The 20,873-nt window shown below is 68.1% G+C and carries 22 protein-coding genes; 1 reads left to right on the top strand and 21 read right to left on the bottom strand.

Features of this window, described 5'->3' with window-relative positions:
• Positions 1-30 precede the first annotated feature (30 nt).
• The 21 genes from E6C64_RS13615 to E6C64_RS13515 all read right to left on the bottom strand — a co-directional run bounded on the left by E6C64_RS13615 (position 31) and on the right by E6C64_RS13515 (position 19,799).
• Positions 31-996, bottom strand: coding sequence for a DNA topoisomerase IB (locus E6C64_RS13615; protein ID WP_136428028.1), 966 nt, complete (start codon positions 994-996; stop codon positions 31-33).
• Between the two features lie 123 nt (positions 997-1,119).
• Complete coding sequence (locus E6C64_RS13610; RefSeq protein ID WP_136428027.1) at positions 1,120-1,332, bottom strand: Rv0909 family putative TA system antitoxin; 213 nt, start codon at positions 1,330-1,332, stop codon at positions 1,120-1,122.
• Between the two features lie 157 nt (positions 1,333-1,489).
• Positions 1,490-2,683 carry an elongation factor Tu gene (gene tuf / locus E6C64_RS13605; protein ID WP_136428026.1) on the bottom strand — a complete coding sequence of 398 codons (1,194 nt, stop codon included), beginning with the start codon at positions 2,681-2,683 and terminating at the stop codon, positions 1,490-1,492.
• Positions 2,684-2,824: 141 nt separating this feature from the next.
• The gene (gene fusA / locus E6C64_RS13600; protein ID WP_136428025.1) at positions 2,825-4,939 is read right to left on the bottom strand and encodes an elongation factor G; all 2,115 of its coding nucleotides are present in this window, start codon (positions 4,937-4,939) and stop codon (positions 2,825-2,827) included.
• 219 nt (positions 4,940-5,158) lie between these two features.
• Positions 5,159-5,629 carry a 30S ribosomal protein S7 gene (gene rpsG, locus E6C64_RS13595; RefSeq protein ID WP_136428024.1) on the bottom strand — a complete coding sequence of 157 codons (471 nt, stop codon included), beginning with the start codon at positions 5,627-5,629 and terminating at the stop codon, positions 5,159-5,161.
• Complete coding sequence (gene rpsL / locus E6C64_RS13590; RefSeq protein ID WP_136428023.1) at positions 5,629-6,003, bottom strand: 30S ribosomal protein S12; 375 nt, start codon at positions 6,001-6,003, stop codon at positions 5,629-5,631. Before rpsL ends, rpsG begins: the two co-directional genes overlap by 1 nt.
• Positions 6,004-6,305: 302 nt before the next feature.
• Positions 6,306-6,776: a DUF6121 family protein gene (locus E6C64_RS13585; RefSeq protein WP_136428022.1), complete on the bottom strand. Its 471-nt coding sequence runs from the start codon at positions 6,774-6,776 to the stop codon at positions 6,306-6,308.
• 36 nt (positions 6,777-6,812) lie between these two features.
• Positions 6,813-7,175, bottom strand: coding sequence for a carbon storage regulator CsrA (gene csrA / locus E6C64_RS19560; RefSeq protein ID WP_136428021.1), 363 nt, complete (start codon positions 7,173-7,175; stop codon positions 6,813-6,815).
• 9 nt (positions 7,176-7,184) lie between these two features.
• Entirely contained in the window at positions 7,185-8,414 is a 1,230-nt protein-coding gene (locus E6C64_RS13575) for a hypothetical protein (protein WP_136428020.1), read from the bottom strand.
• The gene (locus E6C64_RS13570) at positions 8,389-10,452 is read right to left on the bottom strand and encodes a flagellar biosynthesis protein FlhA (RefSeq protein WP_136428019.1); all 2,064 of its coding nucleotides are present in this window, start codon (positions 10,450-10,452) and stop codon (positions 8,389-8,391) included. Before E6C64_RS13570 ends, E6C64_RS13575 begins: the two co-directional genes overlap by 26 nt.
• 556 nt (positions 10,453-11,008) lie before the next feature.
• The gene (locus tag E6C64_RS13565; RefSeq protein ID WP_136428018.1) at positions 11,009-12,100 is read right to left on the bottom strand and encodes an EscU/YscU/HrcU family type III secretion system export apparatus switch protein; all 1,092 of its coding nucleotides are present in this window, start codon (positions 12,098-12,100) and stop codon (positions 11,009-11,011) included.
• Positions 12,101-12,862, bottom strand: coding sequence for a flagellar biosynthetic protein FliR (locus E6C64_RS13560; RefSeq protein ID WP_136428017.1), 762 nt, complete (start codon positions 12,860-12,862; stop codon positions 12,101-12,103).
• A complete protein-coding gene (fliQ, locus tag E6C64_RS13555; RefSeq protein ID WP_136428016.1) occupies positions 12,862-13,137 on the bottom strand; it encodes a flagellar biosynthesis protein FliQ in 276 nt (91 codons plus the stop codon). The genes E6C64_RS13560 and fliQ overlap by 1 nt, the downstream gene beginning before the upstream one ends.
• A gap of 2 nt (positions 13,138-13,139) precedes the next feature.
• Positions 13,140-13,889 carry a flagellar type III secretion system pore protein FliP gene (gene fliP, locus E6C64_RS13550; RefSeq protein ID WP_136428708.1) on the bottom strand — a complete coding sequence of 250 codons (750 nt, stop codon included), beginning with the start codon at positions 13,887-13,889 and terminating at the stop codon, positions 13,140-13,142.
• Positions 13,890-14,029: 140 nt separating this feature from the next.
• Complete coding sequence (fliO, locus tag E6C64_RS13545) at positions 14,030-14,887, bottom strand: flagellar biosynthetic protein FliO (protein WP_136428015.1); 858 nt, start codon at positions 14,885-14,887, stop codon at positions 14,030-14,032.
• A gap of 4 nt (positions 14,888-14,891) precedes the next feature.
• Entirely contained in the window at positions 14,892-15,665 is a 774-nt protein-coding gene (fliN, locus tag E6C64_RS13540; RefSeq protein ID WP_233255627.1) for a flagellar motor switch protein FliN, read from the bottom strand.
• Positions 15,662-16,564 carry a flagellar motor switch protein FliM gene (locus E6C64_RS13535; RefSeq protein WP_136428014.1) on the bottom strand — a complete coding sequence of 301 codons (903 nt, stop codon included), beginning with the start codon at positions 16,562-16,564 and terminating at the stop codon, positions 15,662-15,664. The genes fliN and E6C64_RS13535 overlap by 4 nt, the downstream gene beginning before the upstream one ends.
• Positions 16,565-16,634: 70 nt before the next feature.
• Positions 16,635-17,585, bottom strand: coding sequence for an OmpA/MotB family protein (locus E6C64_RS13530; protein ID WP_136428013.1), 951 nt, complete (start codon positions 17,583-17,585; stop codon positions 16,635-16,637).
• Positions 17,586-17,589: 4 nt separating this feature from the next.
• Positions 17,590-18,390 (bottom strand): motility protein A, encoded by an 801-nt coding sequence (locus tag E6C64_RS13525; RefSeq protein WP_136428012.1) that lies wholly within the window; start codon positions 18,388-18,390, stop codon positions 17,590-17,592.
• Entirely contained in the window at positions 18,390-18,680 is a 291-nt protein-coding gene (locus tag E6C64_RS13520) for a flagellar FlbD family protein (protein WP_136428011.1), read from the bottom strand. Before E6C64_RS13520 ends, E6C64_RS13525 begins: the two co-directional genes overlap by 1 nt.
• A gap of 237 nt (positions 18,681-18,917) precedes the next feature.
• Positions 18,918-19,799, bottom strand: coding sequence for an endonuclease domain-containing protein (locus E6C64_RS13515; protein ID WP_136428010.1), 882 nt, complete (start codon positions 19,797-19,799; stop codon positions 18,918-18,920).
• Positions 19,800-20,022: 223 nt separating this feature from the next.
• Here E6C64_RS13515 and E6C64_RS13510 point away from each other — a divergent pair, with 223 nt between their 5' ends.
• Complete coding sequence (locus E6C64_RS13510; protein WP_136428009.1) at positions 20,023-20,844, top strand: PPK2 family polyphosphate kinase; 822 nt, start codon at positions 20,023-20,025, stop codon at positions 20,842-20,844.
• Positions 20,845-20,873 lie beyond the last annotated feature (29 nt).

The raw sequence follows: 20,873 nt of genomic DNA, 5'->3' as shown, positions 1-20,873 counted from the left end.
CGCCGGAACGTCGGAACTCGACGAGCAGGCTCAGGACATCAGCAGTGCGCGCAGCTCCGACTCGATGGATGCAGGACGCGACGGGTCGACCGTCTCCCCCGCCTCATAGCGGTCGACGACTCGAGGGTCCACGTAGCTGGCCCGCGCGATGGTCGGCGTGTTGCTGAGCACCTCGGATGCATCCCGCATCGCCTGCACGATCGCGTGCTGACGTCCGGTCCGAGTCTTCTCCGGCCCGTGGCGAGCGAGACTGAGTGCCGCGGCCGCGGTGCCGTGCAGGGTGCGGAAGTCCTTCGCCGTGAAGTCCCCGCCCGTCCGCTCCCGCACGTAGTCGTTGACGTCCGTCGCGTTGAGCGCGTGCCACACCCCGTCCTGCAGGTAGGAGAGCAGATGAGCTGTCGGTCCCCGCCGCTTGAGCAGCTTCACGTAGGTCGCGAGGTCGGGATCGGTGATGTCCGACTCCCAGGCCTTGTTGCTCTTTGCCGGGAAGCGCAGCTCGATCGTGGTGCCCCTGACGCGCACGTGGCTGCAGAGCAGGGTCGTGAGGCCATGGCTGCCGTTGGCGTCGGCGTAGCGGGTGGAGCCCACGCGGAGCGAGCCGGTATCGAGCATCCGGAACGCGGCAGCCAGAGCCCGATTGCGCGTCATCCCGCTCTCGCGCAGGTGGATGGTCACCTGTCTGCGCGCGGTCGGCAGGGATTCGGCGAGCTGCAGGGCACGATCGAACTTGATCCGATCCTTCTGCTCGCGCCACTTCGGATGGTAGATGTACTGCTTGCGCTCGGCGGCGTCGTAGCCGACGGCGAGGATGTGGCCGTTCTCGTACTCGCTGATCCAGACCTGTCGCCATGCCGGCGGAATCGCCAGCGCCTCGAATCGCTCACGGAGCGCCGGATCGTGCACGGTGCCGCCCTTGGCATCCCGATAGCTGAACCCGTGGCCGGCGTGCACCCGGTGGTAGCCGCGAACGCCCGGCTTGCTGTGACGCAGTCGCATGATGGGTCGAGTCTAACTTCGGCGCCCCCGCACGGGGTCACGGAATGCTGTGATCCGTGTGCACGAAACCGGCTCCATGTGCACGACACTTCGTGCACATGGAGCCGGAACGAACACGTAGGGCTAGTGGTTGCCCACGGCCTTGTCGGCGCTCTTCTTGGCGTCGCCGACCTGGCCGGCGAACTTGTTGCCCGTCGCCTTGTTGACGGCGTCCTCGGCGGCCTCGAGCACCTTGTCGCTGATGTCCTCGGCCTTCGAGCTCTTGAGCGCGTCCTTGACCTTGTCGTCGTTCAGGAAGGCCTTCGCCTTGCCGGTGATGTCGTCGAATCCAGCCATGGGTGACCTTTCAGAGAGAGGGGGCGGCGCGATCGCGGCGCCGCTCGCACCCTACTCCTGGGCTGCCGCGCCGAACTGGGCACCCCGTGAGCGAGACCAGGGGTTAACGACGTCAGGGCCGGACCCGAAGGCCCGACCCTGACAGCGTGGAACTGGACTACTTGATGATCTTCGTGACGGTTCCGGCGCCGACCGTGCGTCCACCCTCACGGATGGCGAACGAGAGGCCCTCCTCCATGGCGATCGGCTGGATGAGCTCGACCGTCATGTCGGTGGTGTCGCCGGGCATGACCATCTCGGTGCCCTCGGGCAGCGTGATGACGCCGGTGACGTCGGTGGTGCGGAAGTAGAACTGCGGGCGGTAGTTCGCGTAGAACGGGTTGTGACGCCCGCCCTCATCCTTCGACAGGATGTACGCGGTGCCGTCGAAGTTCGTGTGCGGCGTGACCGAACCCGGCTTGACGACGACCTGGCCGCGCTCGACATCCTCGCGCTTGGTGCCGCGGAGCAGCAGACCACAGTTCTCGCCGGCCCATGCCTCGTCGAGCTGCTTGTGGAACATCTCGATTCCGGTGACCGTCGTCTTCTGCGTGGCGCGGATGCCCACGATCTCGACGTCGGAGTTGATCTTCAGCGTGCCGCGCTCGGCGCGACCCGTGACGACGGTTCCACGACCGGTGATCGTGAAGACGTCCTCGATCGGCATCAGGAACGGCTTGTCCTTGTCGCGGATGGGGTCCGGGACGCTTTCGTCCACGGCGTCCATCAGCTCGAGGATGGTCTTGGTCCACTCGGCGTCGCCCTCGAGAGCCTTGAGGCCCGAGACGCGAACGACGGGAGCGTTGTCGCCGTCGAAGCCCTGGCTGGCGAGCAGCTCGCGGACCTCGAGCTCGACGAGCTCCAGGATCTCCTCGTCGTCGACCATGTCGGCCTTGTTCAGCGCGACGAGCAGGTACGGCACGCCGACCTGCTTGGCGAGCAGAACGTGCTCACGAGTCTGAGCCATGGGGCCGTCGGTGGCAGCCACGACCAGGATCGCACCGTCCATCTGAGCGGCGCCGGTGATCATGTTCTTGATGTAGTCAGCGTGACCAGGGGCGTCGACGTGAGCGTAGTGACGCTTGGGCGTCTCGTACTCGACGTGCGAGATGTTGATCGTGATGCCGCGCTGACGCTCCTCGGGAGCGGAGTCGATCGAGGCGAAATCGCGCTTGACGTTGGTCGCAGAGGGGTACGTGTCGGCGAGAACCTTGGAGATCGCCGCGGTCAGCGTCGTCTTTCCGTGGTCGACGTGTCCGATCGTACCGATGTTCACGTGCGGCTTGTTCCGCTCGAACTTGGCCTTACCCACTTGTCCTCCTTAGGACGTCACTTGCACACTCTGGGGGCGCAGGCACACGGTCTGCACGCATGCGCCCCCGGAATGTTACAGGGATTTATCTGTCTATGTTACTTGCGAGGGACGACAGTCGGCCGTCCGTGTGATTGGGGACTACTCGCCCTTGTTCTTCTGGATGATCTCTTCCGAGACCGCCTTCGGAACCTCGGCGTAGCTGTTGAACGACATCGAGTACACCGCGCGACCGGAGGTCTTGCTGCGGAGGTCTCCGACGTAGCCGAACATCTCCGACAGCGGCACGTTCGCCCGGACGACCTTGACGCCGGTGGCGTCCTCCATCGACTGGATCTGGCCGCGGCGGGAGTTCAGGTCGCCGATGACGTCGCCCATGTACTCCTCGGGCGTGCGGACCTCGACGGCCATGATCGGTTCGAGCAGCACGGGGTCCGCGCGGCGCGCGGCCTCCTTGTACGCGATCGATCCGGCGATCTTGAACGCCATCTCGGAGGAGTCGACGTCGTGCGCCGCACCATCGATGATGTAGGCCTTGACGCCGACCGTCGGGTAGCCCGCGAGGACTCCGACCTGCATGGCGTCGCGGATTCCCGCATCGATGGAGCCGATGTACTCGCGAGGGATGCGACCACCGGTGACGGAGTTCACGAACTCGTACGAGACCTCGGCCGTGACCTCCATCGGCTCGATGGTGATCTGGACCTTCGCGAACTGGCCGGATCCACCCGTCTGCTTCTTGTGGGTGTAGTCGTACTTCTCGACCTTCTTGCGGATGGTCTCGCGGTACGCGACCTGGGGCTTGCCCACGTTGGCCTCGACGTTGAACTCCCGCTTCATGCGGTCGACCAGGATGTCGAGGTGCAGCTCGCCCATTCCCTTGATGACCGTCTGTCCGGTCTCCTGGTTCTGCTCCGTGCGGAAGGTCGGGTCCTCTTCGGCCAGCTTCTGGATGGCCGTTCCGAGCTTCTCCTGGTCGGCCTTGGTCTTCGGCTCGATCGCGACCTCGATGACGGGCTCGGGGAAGGTCATGGACTCGAGGACGACCTGGTTCGCCGGGTCGGCGAGGGTGTCACCGGTGGTGGTGTCCTTCAGGCCGATGACCGCGTAGATGTGCCCGGCGGTGACGGAGTCGACCGGGTTCTCCTTGTTGGAGTGCATCTGGAAGATCTTGCCGATGCGCTCCTTCTTGCCCTTGGTCGAGTTGACGACCTGGCCGCCGGAGGCGAGCTGTCCCGAGTAGACGCGGACGTAGGTGAGGCGCCCGAAGAACGGGTGCACCGCGACCTTGAACGCGAGCGCTGCGAAGGGCTCGGAGGCGTCGGAGTGACGGAGGATGACCTTCTCCTCGTCGCGGACGTCGTGCGCCTCGATGGCGGGCACGTCGAGCGGCGACGGCAGGTAGTCGATGACCGCGTCGAGCATCGGCTGGACGCCGCGGTTCTTGAACGCGGAGCCGCACAGCACGGGGTAGATCTCGCTGTTGACGGTCAGCTTGCGGATGGCGCCCTTGATCTCGGCGACGGTGAGCTCCTCACCGCCGAAGTACTTCTCGAGCAGTGCGTCGTCAGTCTCGGCGACGGTCTCGAGCAGCAGCTGGCGGTACTCCGCAGCCTTCTCGGCCATGTCGGCCGGGATCTCCTCGATCTCGTACTTGGCACCCATCGCCACGTCGCCCTTGGCGTCTCCGCGCCAGGTGAGCGCGCGCATCTCGACCAGGTCGACGACGCCCTCGAAGGAGGACTCGTAGCCGATCGGCAGCTGGATGACCAGCGGCTTGGCGCCGAGGCGCTTCACGATGGTGTCGACGGTGTAGTAGAAGTCGGCGCCCAGCTTGTCCATCTTGTTGACGAAGCAGATGCGGGGGACGTCGTACTTGTCGGCCTGGCGCCAGACGGTCTCGGACTGGGGCTCGACGCCCTCCTTGCCGTCGAAGACGGCGACCGCACCGTCGAGCACGCGGAGCGAGCGCTCCACCTCGACCGTGAAGTCCACGTGGCCGGGGGTGTCGATGATGTTGATCTGGTTCTTGTTCCAGAAGCACGTCGTTGCGGCAGACGTGATCGTGATGCCGCGCTCCTGCTCCTGAGCCATCCAGTCCATCGTCGCGGCGCCGTCGTGCACCTCGCCGATCTTGTGGGTGATGCCCGTGTAGAAGAGGATGCGCTCGGTCGTCGTCGTCTTGCCGGCATCGATGTGCGCCATGATGCCGATGTTGCGGACCTTGCTGAGGTCGGTGAGCACGTCCTGTGCCACGGGGTTCCTCCGTCGTGTGGAAGTTGAGCTGAGGGCGATTTCCCTCGGATGGTGTGCGGGCGGCTGTCCGAGAGCGGACAGGGCCCTAGGCATTATCCGCCTGGTTGGTGGACGGCAGGCCTCCGCGATACGGGGCGCTGCGCTCCGCCTGTTTAAACGTTGTCCGACGCAGGTCCAGAAGGATCCGCGTCGGACATGACGTTCAAGCCGTGGCTGTGACTACCAGCGGTAGTGCGCGAAGGCCTTGTTCGACTCGGCCATCTTGTGGGTGTCCTCGCGGCGCTTGACCGCGGCTCCCAGGCCGTTCGATGCGTCGAGGATCTCGTTGGTGAGACGCTCGGTCATGGTCTTCTCGCGGCGCTGCTTGGCGTAGCCGGTCAGCCAGCGGAGCGCGAGGGTGTTCGCGCGGTGCTGCTTGACCTCGACGGGCACCTGGTAGGTCGAGCCGCCGACGCGGCGGGACTTGACCTCGATCGAGGGGCGGACGTTGTCGAGCGCCTTCTTGAGCGTGACGACGGCGTCCTGGCCGTTCTTGGCGGAGACGCCTTCGAGGGCGCCGTAGACGATGCGCTCGGCAAGGCCCTTCTTGCCATCGAGGAGGATCTTGTTGACCAGCTGGCTCACCACGGGGGCGGCGTAGACCGGATCTGCAACGACGGGGCGCTTGGGCGCCGGTCCCTTGCGGGGCATTACTTCTTCTCCATCTTCGCGCCGTAACGGCTGCGAGCCTGCTTGCGGTTCTTCACGGCCTGCGTGTCGAGCGCGCCGCGGACGATCTTGTAGCGCACACCGGGCAGGTCCTTCACACGGCCGCCGCGCACGAGCACCATGGAGTGCTCCTGCAGGTTGTGGCCCTCGCCGGGGATGTAGGCGGTGACCTCGGTGCCGTTCGACAGCTTGACGCGCGCGACCTTGCGCAGAGCCGAGTTCGGCTTCTTCGGGGTGGTCGTGTAGACGCGGGTGCACACGCCACGCTGCTGGGGGTTCGCCTTCAGCGCGGGCGCCTTGGTCTTGACGACCTTGGACGTGCGGCCCTTGCGGACCAGCTGCTGGATGGTGGGCACTAGTTGACTCCTCGTTGGCGTAACGCGGCGGACTTCGCACTCCCCATCGCATCGGCGTGTCACGCCGGAGGATTCAGAGCTTCGAGGGCCTGCCGCGATACGGGATGAAACTCGTATCGCTGGTGGGTGGCGGTGGGGCCTGCTACCGGCTGCACTCCTTCTGGAGTGCTACCCGGATCTGCAAGGCCAGCGTCGCCTAGATCGAAAGTGCGCACACGGACGCACACCCGGAAAATCTTAGCCCCTGTCGGGGGACCCGTCAAACGAGCGGCGGGCCCGTGACGGGGGCGATCCGTCCCCTGTCACGATTCCTCTCGATTCTCCCACGGCCAGTGGCCGCCGGGACCGCCTCCGCCCGGATCGTCAGCGGTCGAGCGCAGGGCCAGCACGGCTGCGGCGACCGCGCCGGCGAGCACAGCGGCCACCAGCGCGAAGGGGCTGATCGCGTGCCGGATCGGATATGCCACGAGCTCATCGAGATGCGCGCTGATGAGCGTGTAGCCGATGGTTCCGGCGATGAGCTGCACCGCGTAGACGGCCGCAGCGGCGAGCACGAATGCGGACGATCGGGGTGGCCGGCGCCGCAGCCAGCGCCGGAGCAGCCCGAACAGGGCGAGGCCGGCCAACGTGATCAGGACGGAGCCGAAGGTCGGCCCGGCGTCCGCCTCTGGCACGACATCGAGATCGAGCAGCAGGCTGAGGAAGCCGAACGCGGCGACGATGAGCGCGAGCCAGGTCACCGTGCCGAGCACGGCGAGGAGGGTACGGCCCATCGGCGGAACCGCAGGACCGCTGTCGGTCAACTGCTCTCAGTCGGTGGGGGCCGAAGGGACGGGCGGCGCGGACGGCGTCGCGCGCCTCTCGGCGGCGGCAGGGGATGGCGCGGCTGAGTCGGCGGTCGGCGTGCTCGGCGCGGGTGCAGCTGCCCCGGGGGCGACGGCCGAGCCGGAGCCGAGCATTCCGAGCAGCAGCTCGCCGTCACTGGCGGGCGCCTTGGCGGCTGCGGTGTTCGCGGCGGAGACGGCGGCGAGCACCTCGGCGCGCTGGATGGACACCCCGCGAGGAGCGTCGAAGCCGATCCGCACGCCGTCGCCGCGGACGTCGATGATGGTCACGACGATGTCGTCCCCGATCATCACGCGCTCACCCTTCTTGCGCGTCAAGACCAGCATCGCGCCAGCCTAGCCCACCCGATCCGACCAGCCCTCAGGCAGGCCGAGCTCGAGAACCGTCTCCGGCGTGGAGGTGCGCCGGGTCCCGATCGTGGCGATCGCGTGCACGCCCACCCGGGCGCTGATCGCGGCAGCCCATCGGGCTGTGTCCTCCGGCTTGCGGGACGCGTCGACGACGATCCAGACCTGGTCCGCGGCGATCGTCGGAAGGGAGTCGAAGAGCGCGTCGTCAGGATCGCCGCTGCCGAGTCCGAAGGAGACGAGGACGGGCATGCCGCTCTGGACGCCGTGCGCCCGGGCGGCTGCCGCGCTGCGGCGGTCTTCGACCCTGCGGCGGGTGTTGCCCTCGACGGATCCGCCGTCGCAGACGTAGGCGCGGCGCACCCGCCGACCGAGCGCGTGCGCGACCTCGACAGCGTCGTGGTCGATCCCGGCGACGAGGATGAGGTCACCCGCTCCGGTCAGCAGCGCGGGGGCCTTCGGTCGGTTCGGGGCCGTCACCGCCGCCGCGACCTTCCTGGCCTCGGCGATGATCTCGGCCGGCGGCTCGACCGTCGACGACGGAATCATCGGAGTCCGGACCGTCGATGTGAGGGCCATCGCGCCGTCGAAGGCACCGGCCGCTTCGAACGCGTTCACGGCACGCGCGGGCAGGGCGATCGGCGAGGTGAGCACGGGCCCCGACGGGTGGGCCAGGATCGTGTTCGGGGCGGTGAAGACGGGGGGCGCGGTGAACACCGGCGCGGTCCGCTGCCCCGCGGCGAGCGCTGATCCAGTGGGCCTGTTCGTCGATGCGTCCGAGCTCAGACCGTGCAGCACCGACGCGAAGTCGGGGGTCTGCGTCGACACCGGACCCTGCGGCGTGACGGGCCCCTGGCTCCCCTGGGGCATCTGGGCGTAGTGGGGCACGGCGGCCGGCGGTGCCGAACCGGTGGTCCCCGCGGCTGCCGGGGACGGATGAGAGGGGCCGGGGTAGACCTCGACGGAGTCGGCGTCGTCGAGCAGGCGCGCGATGCCGAATCGGGACTGCACGTCGAAGGCATGCGCGTCGAGCGGGGCTCCGGGGTCGGGCAGATCGACGACCACGTCGATCACTCGGCGCGCGAAGAACCCCGCCACTCCCCCGACGAGGGATTCCTCGGTCGAGACGACTCGTGCGTCGGGGCCGTACTCGCGCCGCACCCGCTCCGGCAGGTCGCGGAGCGAGGGGCTCTCAAGCCGATATCGGATCGTTGGCACGCACCACTCCGACGGTCTCGATGGCGACGTCGGTCGACGTCACCTCCTGGTACGACAGCACGGGAAGGCCTCCGGTCTGCGGGGCCACCATGCGGCGGACGGCAGGCCGGAGGGCAGGGGCGCAGACCAGCACGGGTGCCCAGCCGCGGGCCTCGGCGTTCTGCACGGCGGTGCGGAGCGATCCGACGACCGCCTCGAGGCGCGTCGCGTCGAACAGCACCTGCGTGCCGAGCTCGGAGGGCCGCAGCGACTCGAGCATCGACTGCTCGAGGGCAGGGTCGATCATGATGACCCGCAGGATGCGCTCGTCGAGGTGCGGAGCGACCACCACGGGTCCGAGAGCCATCCGCGCAGCCTCGACGAGGCCCTCGGGGTCGGTGGACAGCTTGGCGCGCAGCGAGAGCGCCTCGTAGATGCGCGGGAGGTCGTTGATCGGCAGGCGCTCGGCGAGCAGTCCCTGCAGCACGCGGTGCACCTCGGCGAGGCTGAGCAGCCCGGGGATGAGCTCGTCGACGAGCGCCGGGCTGATCCGCTTGACGCCCTCGGTGAGCACGCGGACGTCCTCCCGGCTGAGCAAGCGTGCCGCGTTGTCGGTGATCACCGACGACAGGTGGGTGATCAGAACGGAGCCGCGGTCGATGACCGTCGCGCCCGTGATCTCGGCGCTGTGCCGCAGCTCGGCCGGGATCCACTTGCCGGCGAGGCCGAACACGGGCTCGACCGTGGTCGTGCCGGGCAGCGACTCGAGCGCGTCGCCGAGCGCGAGCACACGGCCGGCTGGCGCGATCCCTCTGCCCACCTCGACTCCGGCGACCCGGATGACGTAGGTGGAGGGCGGCAGGTCGACGCTGTCGCGGGTGCGCACGGGCGGCACGACGACGCCGAACTCCATAGCGATGCGGCGGCGGAGCGCCTTCACCCGGGCGAGCAGGTCGTCGCTGACGCCCGAGACGAGATCGACGAGGTCGGCGGAGAGCTGGATCTCCAGCGCGTGCACCCGCATCTCTTCGAGCAGGCTCTCGCCGTTGTCGGCCGGCGGCTCGGCCTGGACCAGCGCGTCGGCCTCCGCCTGGCGGATCTTGGCCGCGGCGGTGCGGGCGATCCGGCGGGATGCGTAGATGAGGAGCGCGCCGATGAGCACGAACGGGATGATCGGCATGCCGGGGATGAGGGCCATCGCGATCGCGGCGCAGCCGGCGATCATCAGCGCGACCGGAGCCTGGGTGAGCTGGGTCCTCGCCGAGGTCCCCATGTCGTTCTCGGCGTTCGACCGGGTCACGATCATGCCGGTGGAGACGGCCATCAGCAGCGCGGGCACCTGGGTGACGAGGCCGTCGCCGATGGTCAGGAGGCTGTACGTGTTGACCGCGTCCATGATGTCCTGGCCATGCGTGAGCATGCCGATCGCGATGCCGCCGACCAGGTTGATGATGATGATGACGATGCCGGCGATCGCGTCGCCCTTGACGAACTTGGACGCACCGTCCATCGCGCCGTAGAAGTCGGCCTCGGCAGACACCTCTGCACGTCGATCCCGCGCCTGGTCCTCGGTGATGAGGCCGGCGTTGAGATCGGCGTCGATCGCCATCTGCTTGCCGGGCATGGCGTCGAGGGTGAAGCGGGCGCCGACCTCGGCGACCCGCTCGGCGCCCTTGGTGACGACCACGAACTGGATGACCACGAGGATCAGGAAGATGACGGCGCCGATGATGAGCGAACCGCCGACGGCGACATGGCCGAACGCGGCGATGACCTGGCCCGCGTAGCCGTCTCCGAGCACCAGTCGCGTCGACGCGACGTTGAGCCCCAGCCGGAAGAGGGTCGCGACCAGCAGCAGCGACGGGAAGATCGAGAAGTCCAGCGGCTTCCGGACGAACATGGTCGTCAGCAGGATCACCAGCGCGAACAGGATGTTGATGGTGATCAGCACGTCGAGCAGCCACGACGGCACGGGGACGACGAGCAGCATGATGATGCCGACGACGCCGATGGGCACCGCGGCGGCGATCATCGCCTTGCCGAGATTGGCGCGTCTCATCCGGTAACTCCCCCGGACCGCCGGAGTGCGGCTCCGCCGCGGGCAGTTCCCCAGGCGCCAGTCCATGGCACCGGTCATCCGCAGAAGAGACGGATCCGATCACATGATGCGTTGCGGGTGCCGATACGGCGGGGAGGCACGCCGGAACGGTGGAGTGGAGGGTGAGGGTTGGGGGCGCGGGTTGAGTGCGGCTGGCTGCGGCGCTGCGCGTCTGCCGTCATTCAGGGGGCGGGTGGCGGTCCAGGGCGCTGGGGATGGGTGGTGGGACGGGGTCCGGGGCTTCCTGAATTCAGGGAGATGTGAGGAATTCAGGTGGATGTGGCGTATGTGGCCTGAGAACATCACAGCCACCTGAATTCAGGCGGCGGGTGTCGTGGAACGGGGATGGAGGCGGGGGTTCTCAGGTGGAGCGGGAGCTATCAGGAGCCAACGATACGAAGACCTGAGATCTGCCGGTGGACCGGAGATCTCCCCAGCGCACCGGACCCTACGACCTCCGATGACCCGCGGCAGACGGGATGCGCAGGCTCCTCAGCCCAACGTCGCCGAGCAGCGCCTACGCGGCAGCGGCGGTCGCAAGACGGTGCACGCCCATGGCGGCGCCGCGGCGCTTCAGGGACATGACGAAGGCGAGCACCTGGGCCACCTGCCCGTAGAGCTCCTCGGGGATCTCCTGCCCCACCTCGCACGCGGCGTGCAGGGCGCGCGCGAGCGGAATGTTCTCCACCATCGGCACCCGGTGCTCGGCCGCCTTCTCGCGGATCTTGGCGGCGATCGCGCCCGAGCCCTTCGCGACGACGCGAGGGGCAGACTTTCCCGGCTCGTACTTGAGCGCCACGGCGATGTGGGTCGGGTTCAGCATGACGACGTCCGCGTCGGCGATGGCCGCCATCATCCGGTTGCGGGACATCTGCATCTGCCGAGCTCGGCGTTGGCCCTTGACGTGCGGGTCGCCTTCGGAGCTCTTGCTCTCGTCCTTGATCTCCTGCTTCGTCATCATCGTCTTCTTGCGGTTGCGCATCATGACCACGAAGACGTCGAGCACCGCCAGCCCGATGCCGGCCGCGATGGCCGCCTGCATCAGTCCGCCGACGGCGGTCGACGCGGTGTTCAGCAGGCTCGAGACGGGGAGGCCTCCGGCATCCATCAGCAGCGGGACGAGCCCCTGGATCGCGACCACGAGCACCAGTCCGACCACGGCTGTCTTGAGCAGCGCCTTCGCGCCCTCCCACAGCGCCTGCTTGCCGAAGATCCGGCCGAAGCCCTTGAGGAGGTCGAAGTTCTCGAAGCTCGGCTTGAACTTCTTGAAGTGGATGCCGCCCTGCAGCATCGAGGCCACGATCGTGGCGATCACCACGACGGCGAGCATGGGCGCGAGGATCGGCAGCACCTGGCTGAGCGCATTGATGGTGAAGTCGAGCGCGACCTCCGGCTCGGGGCGCCGGACCAGCGTCCGGAAGCTCGAGACCATCGCGCTCGTCGACTCCGAGCCGGCGGCGAGCACCGCGGGGATGGTGACAGCGGCGCCAGCCATCGAGATCCAGCCGGTGAAGTCCTTCGAGGAGGACAGCTGCCCCTTCTCGCGGACCTCCTTCATCCGCTTCGGGGTCGCCTGCTCGGTCTTCTCGCCTGAGGGCTGATCGGGCATCTAGCTCACACCTCCCACCATGGTCATGGCGTCCTCGACCAGCGCACCGGTGAGGCGTGGCAGCGCGAGGAAGATGACACCGCCGACGAGCAGCGTGATCAGGATCTTCAGCGGGAAGCCCAGCTGGAAGGCGTTGAGCGCGGGCGCGACGCGAGTCAGCAGACCGAGTCCGACATCCGCCAGGAACAGCACGATGACGAGTGGACCGGCGATCTGCACCGACGCGAGGAACATCTGGGAGAGGCCCGTGATGAGCATGTTGCCCGGGTCGACCATGTTGATCATGCCGTCGACCGGGATCGCGTCGAAGGTGCGGAACAGCCCGCCGAGGATCAGCTCGTAGCCGCCGCTCACGAAGAGCAGGCCGAGCGCGATCATCTGCATCAGGCGGGTGAACTGGGCACCGCTCAGCAGCATCTGCGGATCGAACGCCTGGGCGATCTGGAAGCCGCCGAACAGGTCGATCAGGTTGCCCGCGCTCTGCACCGCCGAGAACACCAGGAAGACGAAGAAGCCGAGCAGCGCGCCGATGATCAGCTGGCTGACGAGGGCGAGCAGGAACGGGCCCGTCTCCAGTGATGCGGTGTAGCCGTCGGTGGCGCGCGGGGCGACGACGATGGCGAGTGCAACCGCGAGCATGCCCTTGATCCGCAGCGGGATCGCACCGAAGGAGAACGGCGGAGCGATGATGAGGAACGCCACGATGCGCACCCCGGCGAGCATGGCCGCCTCGACCCAGGCCATGTTGAGGGCGATCTGCATCAGCCGCCGCCGATGAGATTCGGGATCGTGGCGAACAGGCTCGTGGTGAAGGAGATGCTCTCGCTGATCATCCAGTGGCCGCAGACGATGAGCGCGACGGCGACCGCGACGGCCTTCGGCACGAAGGAGAGGGTGACCTCCTGGATCTGCGTGATCGACTGGAACACGGAGATCGCGAAGCCGACCACCAGCGAGGTGACGAGCATGGGCGCGGCGAGCTTCGCCGCGAGCACGAGGGACTTGAGGGCGAGGTCGATGACGGCGTTCTGGTCCATGGCTAACCCGATCCGTTGTAGCTCTGGACGAGCGCGGTGATGATGAGGCCCCAGCCATCCACGAGGATGAAGAGCAGGATCTTGAACGGCAGCGCGATCATGACGGGCGGGAGCATCATCATGCCCATCGCCATCAGACCCGATGCGACGACGAGGTCGATGATCAGGAACGGCACGAAGATCACGAGGCCGATGATGAACGCGGCGCGCAGCTCCGAGATCATGAACGACGGGATCAGGGTCACCATCGACACCGCGTCCGGGGACGCCGGATTCGGCATGTTCGCCGCGCGGGTCATCAGCGCGATGTCGTCCTCGCGGGTGTGCGCGAGCATGAACGTCTTGAGCGGCCCGGCGGCCAGGTGGATCGCGGCGTTGAAGTCGATGCTGCCCGCCATGAACGGCTGAACGGCGTCCACGTTGATCGTGTTGAGCACCGGCCACATGATGAACAGCGACAGGAACAGCGACAGGCCGGCGAGCACCTGATTCGGCGGGATGGTCGGCAGTCCGAGCGCGTTGCGGGTCATCGCGAGCACCACGAAGATCTTGGTGAACGAGGACATCATCAGCAGCAGCGCCGGGGCGATGGACAGCAGCGTGATGCCGATGAGCACGACGACGGACGTCGAGGGTGCGCCGCCCGGTCCGTTGATGTTGATCGAGATGTCGCCGACGCTGGGCGTCTCGACGGGCGTCGGCGCGGTCGGCCCGGTCAGCTCGGTGGCGTGCGCGAGCTGCGGGATGACCATCGCGAGGATGGTGCCGAGGAGCACGCCGCCCGAGATCAGGGCGATGGTGCGCAGACTGAAGCTGCTGGGGGGAGCGGTGCGACGGGTCTTCGCGTCGCGGTCGGGTGCCGCAATCGAGAGTGCCGCATCCGCGGCTGAGCTCACCTAGCCCGTCGCAAGGCTTCGGCCGTCTGGCGCCAGGTGTCGGGCGACAGGATGGAGCCCGCTATCGGGCTCTTCTTCTCTGCCGTACGCGCATCCTGCGCCTTCTCGGCCGACGGCTTTCTCCCCGTCGACTTGGGGTCGGCCGACTTCCTGTCGCCGCCCTTCTTGGATGATGTCGCCTTCGATGCAGTCGCCTGCGCGGCCTCCGCCTCACGCAGAGCGCGGCGGGTGGCGGGCAGCAGCGGGATGGGCGCGGTCAGCGGCCGTCGGGCCTCCGCGATGCTGAGCTCGCCGGTGAGCTGCTGGCGGGCACCGGCGGCGCGGGCCTCGCTGAGCGCCTGCTCGAACGAGGCGACCGGCGCCGGGACGACGATCGGCACGCTGGTGGCGGTGGCCGGCGTCGTCGCGAGCGCGGGAGGCGCGGGGAGCAGGATCTGCGCCGCGGCGCGATCGGCGGCGGCGCTCGCCGCGCGCTCGGCCTCGGCGAAGTCGGCGTCTGCGAACTCGGCGACCGCGCGAGCCGTCGCGGACGCATCAGCGGCGGTAGTAGTGGTCGCGGTCTTCGCCGTCGGGATCTCGATGACGGTGGTCTCGGCGACCTCGATGTCGATGCGGTCGAGGATGGTCACGGACTGCTCGGTCACGCCGAGCAGGAAGCGGGCGTTCTGGGTCTCGATGACGGCGACGGAGGCCTTGGCGCCGAGGCTCTGCCGGGCGACGACCGTGATGGCCTTGCCGGCGCGCTTGGCGGGACTCTTGTTGCCCTTGGTCAGCCAGCGGTGCAGGAACCAGATGGCGCCGAGCACGGCGCCGAGCGAGATGATGACGCGAAGGGCGAGGAATACGGTATCCACCGGGTCACCCTTCGTCGATCGAGTCGAGCACCTGGGTGATCCGGACGGCGAAGACCTGGTCCACGACGACGATCTCGCCGTGCGCGATCAGGCGGCCGTTGAGGTGCACATCGGCCGTCGAGCCCACCGAGCGGTCGAGCTCGATGACGGTGCCGGGGGTGACGGAGAGCAGGTCGCGCACCGACATCGTGGTGCGGCCGATCTCCACGGTGAGAGTCATCTCGACGTTGCTGATGCGGCCGAGCCGCGACGGCAGGGTGGGGTCGGCGGCGGCGGGGCGGCCAGGGGCGGCGCGGAGCGCGATGGCGAACCAGCCGGCGACGCCCTGCTCCCCCACGAGGTCGAAGATCGTCGTGTCGGGAGATCCGAAGAGGGTCGCGGCGCTCGCTTCGGAGGTCTCGCCGAGCATGCCTCCGCCGATCAGGCTGGTGGCCGCCTCGAACGACGGGCGCAGCACATCGCCGACCCGCACGCGGGAGGCGTCGCCGCCGGCCGCTTCGAGGAGCTCTTCGCGGTCCAGCAGGATGACACCCAGATCGGCGGAGCGCGATCCGACGTAGGTCGCCGAGACGGCGAGCGCGAGCGCATCCGCGGGGATGGGGCCGCCGACGTGCGGGTTCGCCATCAGCGCGCGGCCGGGCAGGTGCTGGACGAGGATGTCCGCGATCCGCGCCTCGGTGCTGTTCGGACCGGCACTGTGCGGACTGCCGTAGGCACCAGCGCCAGGAGCCATGCCAGGAGCCGCCGAGCCGGCGGTCATGGGGCCGGTGGTGGTCACGATGCCTCCTGGTAGTCGACGATCACGCACGCGAGCCGGTCGCCATTGGCGCCTACGGCGGCGTGGACGATGATCTCGTCGTCCAGAGTCAGAGCCAGCGGGAGATGCTGGGGGTGGGAAAGGGGTATGACATCACCTTCGGCGAGACCGAGCACAATCGCCGGACCGACACGCGTTGGAGCGAATCGCAGTCCGATATCGACCGGCGACTCGATGACGTGCGCCTGCAGCATCGTGAGCACCTCGGCGGAGCTCTGCGGGGGTGATCCATCGCCGAGCTGGGGCATGATCGCCGCGGCGGGAATGGCCACGGTTCCCGTGCTGGCCTGGCCTCCGACCTTGAGCGCGAAGTCGGCGACGATCATCAGCTCTGCCGACTCGGCGACGATGGCGTCGAGCGGGAGGTGGTGGAACTGCTCTACCCCCGCGTGCATGGGGAGGAGCCCGTCGAGGGCGAATCGCAGGTCCTCCAGGGTCTCGTCCACCATCCGTCCGACGAGCGCCTCTTCGAGGGCGGTGAACGGGCGGTCGGCGGGCTGGATCCTGCCGCTGCCGCCGAGCATCCGGCCGATCCAGCCGAGCATCTCCACGGCGGGGACCTGGACGACCGCACGCGGCGCGTAGCCGTCCAGGGCGCAGACGATCATCGCCGCCGTGTCGGGAAGCGTCTCGAGGTAGGCGCGGTAGGGCAGCATCATCGCGCTGCCGAACGTGACGCTGGAGACGACGCGGAGCTTGGCGGTGAGGGTGGTGCCCCACTGGTGGGCGAACTGCTCGAAGCTGCCCTCGAGCATCCGGAGCTGCGCCTGGGAAAGGGTCGACGGACGCTCGAAGTCGTAGACAGCGACCTCGGTTCCGGGCGCGACGACGGGCGAGCGCGGCACGTCCCGATTCGTCACGAGGCCGAGTATCGGTCACGCCCGGGTCTGCGCCCGAGAGGTTGCGCGGAATGTCTCGATCCGCCTGCTGTCAGTGCCCGCTGGATGAGCTCGATTCGTGGGAGCTGCTCGAGCTGGATGAACTGGAGGATGAACTGCTCGACGAGTGGCTGGAGTCAGTGGCGCTGCTGTCCGTGGTGGGCGCGGCGGCCGCATCCGTCGTCGTCGCTGCCGGATCGGTCGCGGGTGTGGTCGTCGGGGTCGCGCCCTCGGCGAGCACCTGCGGGATCAGAGCCGCGACGTCCTGCGAGACGCCGGTGTGCACGACGATGTCGACGCGGCGGTTCTGGTCTGCCGTGGTGCCCGACGGGTTGGTGGAGCCGAACGAGATGGACGAGATCCGGTTCTGACCCACTCCCCCGTGGCCGACGAGGTACTGCAGCACGGAGATGGCCCGCGCCGATGCGAGATCCCAGTCCGATGCGAAGGGCGCCGGCGATCCGTTGGGATCGGCGTGCCCCTCGACCGTGATCAGGTTCGGCAGCGGGCCGAGCACCGGACCGATCGAGTTCAACACGGACTCGGCTTCCCCCCGGAGCCGGTCGCTGTTGCCGTCGAAGTACGTCGCGGTGCCCACGAGGCCGATGGTGAGGCCCCGCGAGTCGATGGTGAAGGTGGCCTCGGCGGCGACGCCGGCTGCCTCCATGGCTGTCGTGATGTTGTTCTGCAGCTCCTCGAGGTGCTGCACCTCCTGTGAGGCCAGGGCGGCTGCGGTGAAGCCCTCGCCGTCCTTGTCGACGAGCTCGGCGGGCACGACGATGCCTGCGGCGGTGTCGACCGTGTCGCTGTTGGTGACGCCGAAGCCGGTGGCGAGCGAGTTCTTGAGCTTCGTGTACTTGTCCTGATCCACCGTCGACATCGCGTAGAGCACGATGAAGAGGCACATGAGCACGGTGACCATGTCGGCGTACGAGACCAGCCAGCGCTCGTCGACGTGGAACTCCGCGCCATGGCCCTTGCCACGGCGTTTCGGGTGACTCATGGGACTACGCGGCCTTCTTCGCCTTGTCGGCGCCCTTGTCGGCCTTGCCGCCACCCTGCTCTGCAGCGGGGATCATCGCGAGCAGGCGCTCGCTGAGCAGGCGCGGCTGGCTGCCGGCCTGCAGGGCCATGATCCCCTCGATGAGGATCGTCAGGCGCTCGGACTCGAGCGAGGTGATCTTCGTGATCCGACCGCCGATGGGCAGCCAGAGGAAGTTCGCCGTCATGACGCCCCAGAGCGTGGCGACGAACGCGCCGGCGATGGAGTGGCCGAGGTTCGCCGGATCGTCGAGGTGCTCGAGCACGTGGGTGAGCGAGACGACGGTTCCGATGATGCCGATGGTGGGCGCGAATCCGCCGAGCGAGTTGAAGAACTTCGATGCGTTCTGACCGCTGCGCTCGCGCGTGGACGCCTCGTCCTCGAGCATGATGCGCAGGTCGTCGGCGTCGACGCCGTCCGCGATGTTCTGCAGCGCCTTCTTGAGGAACGGGTCCTCGATCTTGGCGGCCTCGGCCTCGAGCGCCAGAAGGCCGTTCTTGCGAGCGATCTCGGCGAGCTCGACGACCTGGTCGATGACGGCGCGGGGCGCCTGGTTCTTGCCCAGGATGTAGCGGGGCAGGCTCTTCAGCGAGGTCAGCGCGTCCTTCATGGTGGTGCTCGCGAAGCCGACGCCGAAGGTGCCGCCGAGTACCAGGATCATCGGGGCGGGCAGGATGAGCGCCGCGATGCTGGCGCCTTCCAGCGTGATCATCGTGATGAGCGACGCGAACGCCAGCACGATGCCGATGATGAGTGCGGGATCCATCAGCGCGTGCCCTTACGTCCTGTTCCGACCTGACCGGAGCTGTCCACGATGCCGAGGCGCGGCGCAGTGCGCGGAGCCTGAGGGCCATCGAAGTTGTACGAGTGGGCGAGCGCGATGACCCGCGCACGGTAGGACGCGACGGCGTCCACGATCTCGCCAGTGCTCTCCTGGACGATGAAGGTCGTGCCGTCTACGAGGACGATCGAGGTGTCCGGGTTCTCCTGGATCCGCTCGATCAAGTCCGGGTTCACAGCGAACGTGCTCCCGTTGAGCCGCGTCAACACAATCATGATTCCCCCATCCGTGGGTTCGTGTCCTGGACCCCATCCGTGGGGCCTCTGAAGCTGACAAAGTGAACCATCGGCCAGCCGGCCCGCCTTGTTAGCCCGCGGATGTCCCCCTTCCGGGGAATTGCGGAGCGGCCGACCTGCCGTTCTCTCGCGAGGTGACCCGAATGGTGGGTTGGAGCGGCGTCAACCCACCATTCAGGTCAAGTGACCGGCGGAACACTTGCCATTCGGGCCCACTCAGCTTCCGGCCAGCGCACTCCGCACGCGGCTGACCACTTCATCCGGCCGACGCAGGAGGCGCTTGTCGACGCGCACTATCCGCCAGCGTGCCCCGATCGCCTCGAGGCGATCGACGTCGATGGCGTACTGACGGTCGTCGGTGCGGTGCTGCTCACCGTCGTACTCGACGACCACCCCTTCGCTGCGAAAGAGGAGATCGGCGTGGAACGGGCCGCGCGAGGTGGCGACCACGCCGTTCACCTCGGGCTCACTCAGTCCGGCCGACGTCAGCATCAGCCTCAGTCGTGTCTCGGGAGCGGAGTCGGTACCTGCCCGCATCTGCTCGATCGCCTCCCGCAGCGCGGCGCTCCCCCGTTCGCCGCCGTGTGCATCGATACGCGCTCGGAGCTCCTGCAGCGATGCGGAAGGATCCCTCCGCCGAACCAGGCCGTCGCCCATGACGACGAGATCCACGAGTGGCAGCGACGCTCCGAGCGCCACCCAGGTGTCGACAGGCGAGGCGACGGTGAGCCGGGAGTTGCTCACCAACGCCGGGGCGATCGAGACCTGATGGCCCACGATCCCGGCTCCGCGAGGCGCTCTACGCGGCGCCACGGAGGACACGTGCAGGACGTCCTCGTCGAAGCCGGTCGGCATCCTCATCTTCAGCAGTACAGCGGCGGTTGTGTGGCTGAAGAAGCGACCATGGAGCAGCTTCGGAGCGTAGGCGTACGCGCGACCGATGAGAGAGGCCGGACGCTGAGGTGAGCGCACGCCATGGAAGGGGCTGGCGAGATCGCCCGCGCGAAGTCGCGAGCGGGATACCCCGGCCGCCATCGCCTGGGCGACCGTGAACGGGCCGCCGTCGATCGGATCGGGGAGGGGAGCGCGCTGGTTCATCCGCCAGATGATGGCCGTCCCCGGTTCTTCTGTGAGAAGAGAATCGGCGCCTGTGGACGACTCTCCACAGAGCCTCGTCCCAGCCGGCGTCGCCACCCACTGCGGCCACTCGTCGGTGAGGTGACCCGAATGGAGGGTGCTGCCGCCGTGCACCCGCCATCCGGGTCACCTCGCGGACCAGATACCCGCCATTCGGGGCAACTCACGGGACTAGCGTTGCGGCATGCAGCCGCTCTCCCCTGTCGCGTCCGGATTCGTGCTCGCCGATGTCGACCCCTCGTCGTCGCCCGGGGTCGCCGATCGCAAGCGCGCCGAGAAGGAGCTGGCTAAGCGCGGCATGGAGCTCGCCGACCTGCAGGAGCGCCTGTTCGCAGAGAGCACGCAGGACGGCACCCGCAGCGTGCTGCTCGTGCTGCAGGCGATGGACACCGCGGGAAAGGGCGGCATCCTCGAGCACGTCATCGGCGAGGTGGATCCGCAGGGCGTGCGCATCCACTCGTTCAAGGCCCCGACAGCCGAGGAGAAGGAGCACGACTTCCTCTGGCGGGTGCGCAGGGAGCTTCCCCGCGCCGGCCAGATCGGCGTGTTCGACCGGTCGCACTACGAGGACGTGCTGATCCACCGGGTGCGCGGCTTCTCGACGCTCGAGGTGATCGAGGAGCGCTACGGCCTCATCGCCGACTTCGAGAGGGAGCTCGTCGAGGCGGGAACGACCGTCATCAAGGTGATGCTGCACATCAGCTCCGACGAGCAGAAGTCGCGGCTGCTGGCCCGGCTCGAGACGCCGGAGAAGAACTGGAAGTACAACCCGGGCGACGTGGACGAACGTATGCACTGGGCGGCATATCAAGCGGCGTACCAGATCGCCCTCACCCGCACGTCGACGCCGAGCGCTCCGTGGTACGTCGTGCCGGCCGATCACAAGTGGTACGCGCGCTGGGCGGTGCAGGGGCTGCTGCTGGACGCACTGCGCCGGCTGGGCCCGCAGTGGCCCGCCGCCGACTACGACGTCGAGGCGGAGAAGGCCCGGCTCGCCCGCACCTGATCGGAGCAGCCGGGCTTCGACACGGGCGC

This window comes from Naasia lichenicola (assembly GCF_004801885.1).
Classification (GTDB): Bacteria; Actinomycetota; Actinomycetes; order Actinomycetales; family Microbacteriaceae; genus Naasia; species Naasia lichenicola.
Note: the sequence above shows the minus strand (reverse complement) of the source record. Positions and strands in the feature narration are given on the sequence as shown.

Excerpts from the sequence above, each read along its gene's own strand:
- E6C64_RS13615 (WP_136428028.1), bottom strand. The coding sequence starts at position 996 with ATGCGACTGCGTCACAGCAAGCCGGGCGTTCGCGGCTACCACCGGGTG.
- E6C64_RS13610 (WP_136428027.1), bottom strand. The coding sequence starts at position 1,332 with ATGGCTGGATTCGACGACATCACCGGCAAGGCGAAGGCCTTCCTGAAC.
- rpsG (WP_136428024.1), bottom strand. The coding sequence starts at position 5,629 with ATGCCCCGCAAGGGACCGGCGCCCAAGCGCCCCGTCGTTGCAGATCCG.
- E6C64_RS13585 (WP_136428022.1), bottom strand. The coding sequence starts at position 6,776 with ATGGGCCGTACCCTCCTCGCCGTGCTCGGCACGGTGACCTGGCTCGCG.
- csrA (WP_136428021.1), bottom strand. The coding sequence starts at position 7,175 with ATGCTGGTCTTGACGCGCAAGAAGGGTGAGCGCGTGATGATCGGGGAC.
- E6C64_RS13570 (WP_136428019.1), bottom strand. The coding sequence starts at position 10,452 with ATGAGACGCGCCAATCTCGGCAAGGCGATGATCGCCGCCGCGGTGCCC.
- E6C64_RS13565 (WP_136428018.1), bottom strand. The coding sequence starts at position 12,100 with ATGCCCGATCAGCCCTCAGGCGAGAAGACCGAGCAGGCGACCCCGAAG.
- E6C64_RS13560 (WP_136428017.1), bottom strand. The coding sequence starts at position 12,862 with ATGCAGATCGCCCTCAACATGGCCTGGGTCGAGGCGGCCATGCTCGCC.
- fliQ (WP_136428016.1), bottom strand. The coding sequence starts at position 13,137 with ATGGACCAGAACGCCGTCATCGACCTCGCCCTCAAGTCCCTCGTGCTC.
- fliP (WP_136428708.1), bottom strand. The coding sequence starts at position 13,889 with ATGGTCATCCCGCAGCTCGCGCACGCCACCGAGCTGACCGGGCCGACC.
- E6C64_RS13530 (WP_136428013.1), bottom strand. The coding sequence starts at position 17,585 with ATGAGTCACCCGAAACGCCGTGGCAAGGGCCATGGCGCGGAGTTCCAC.
- E6C64_RS13525 (WP_136428012.1), bottom strand. The coding sequence starts at position 18,390 with ATGGATCCCGCACTCATCATCGGCATCGTGCTGGCGTTCGCGTCGCTC.
- E6C64_RS13520 (WP_136428011.1), bottom strand. The coding sequence starts at position 18,680 with ATGATTGTGTTGACGCGGCTCAACGGGAGCACGTTCGCTGTGAACCCG.
- E6C64_RS13515 (WP_136428010.1), bottom strand. The coding sequence starts at position 19,799 with ATGAACCAGCGCGCTCCCCTCCCCGATCCGATCGACGGCGGCCCGTTC.
- E6C64_RS13510 (WP_136428009.1), top strand. The coding sequence starts at position 20,023 with ATGCAGCCGCTCTCCCCTGTCGCGTCCGGATTCGTGCTCGCCGATGTC.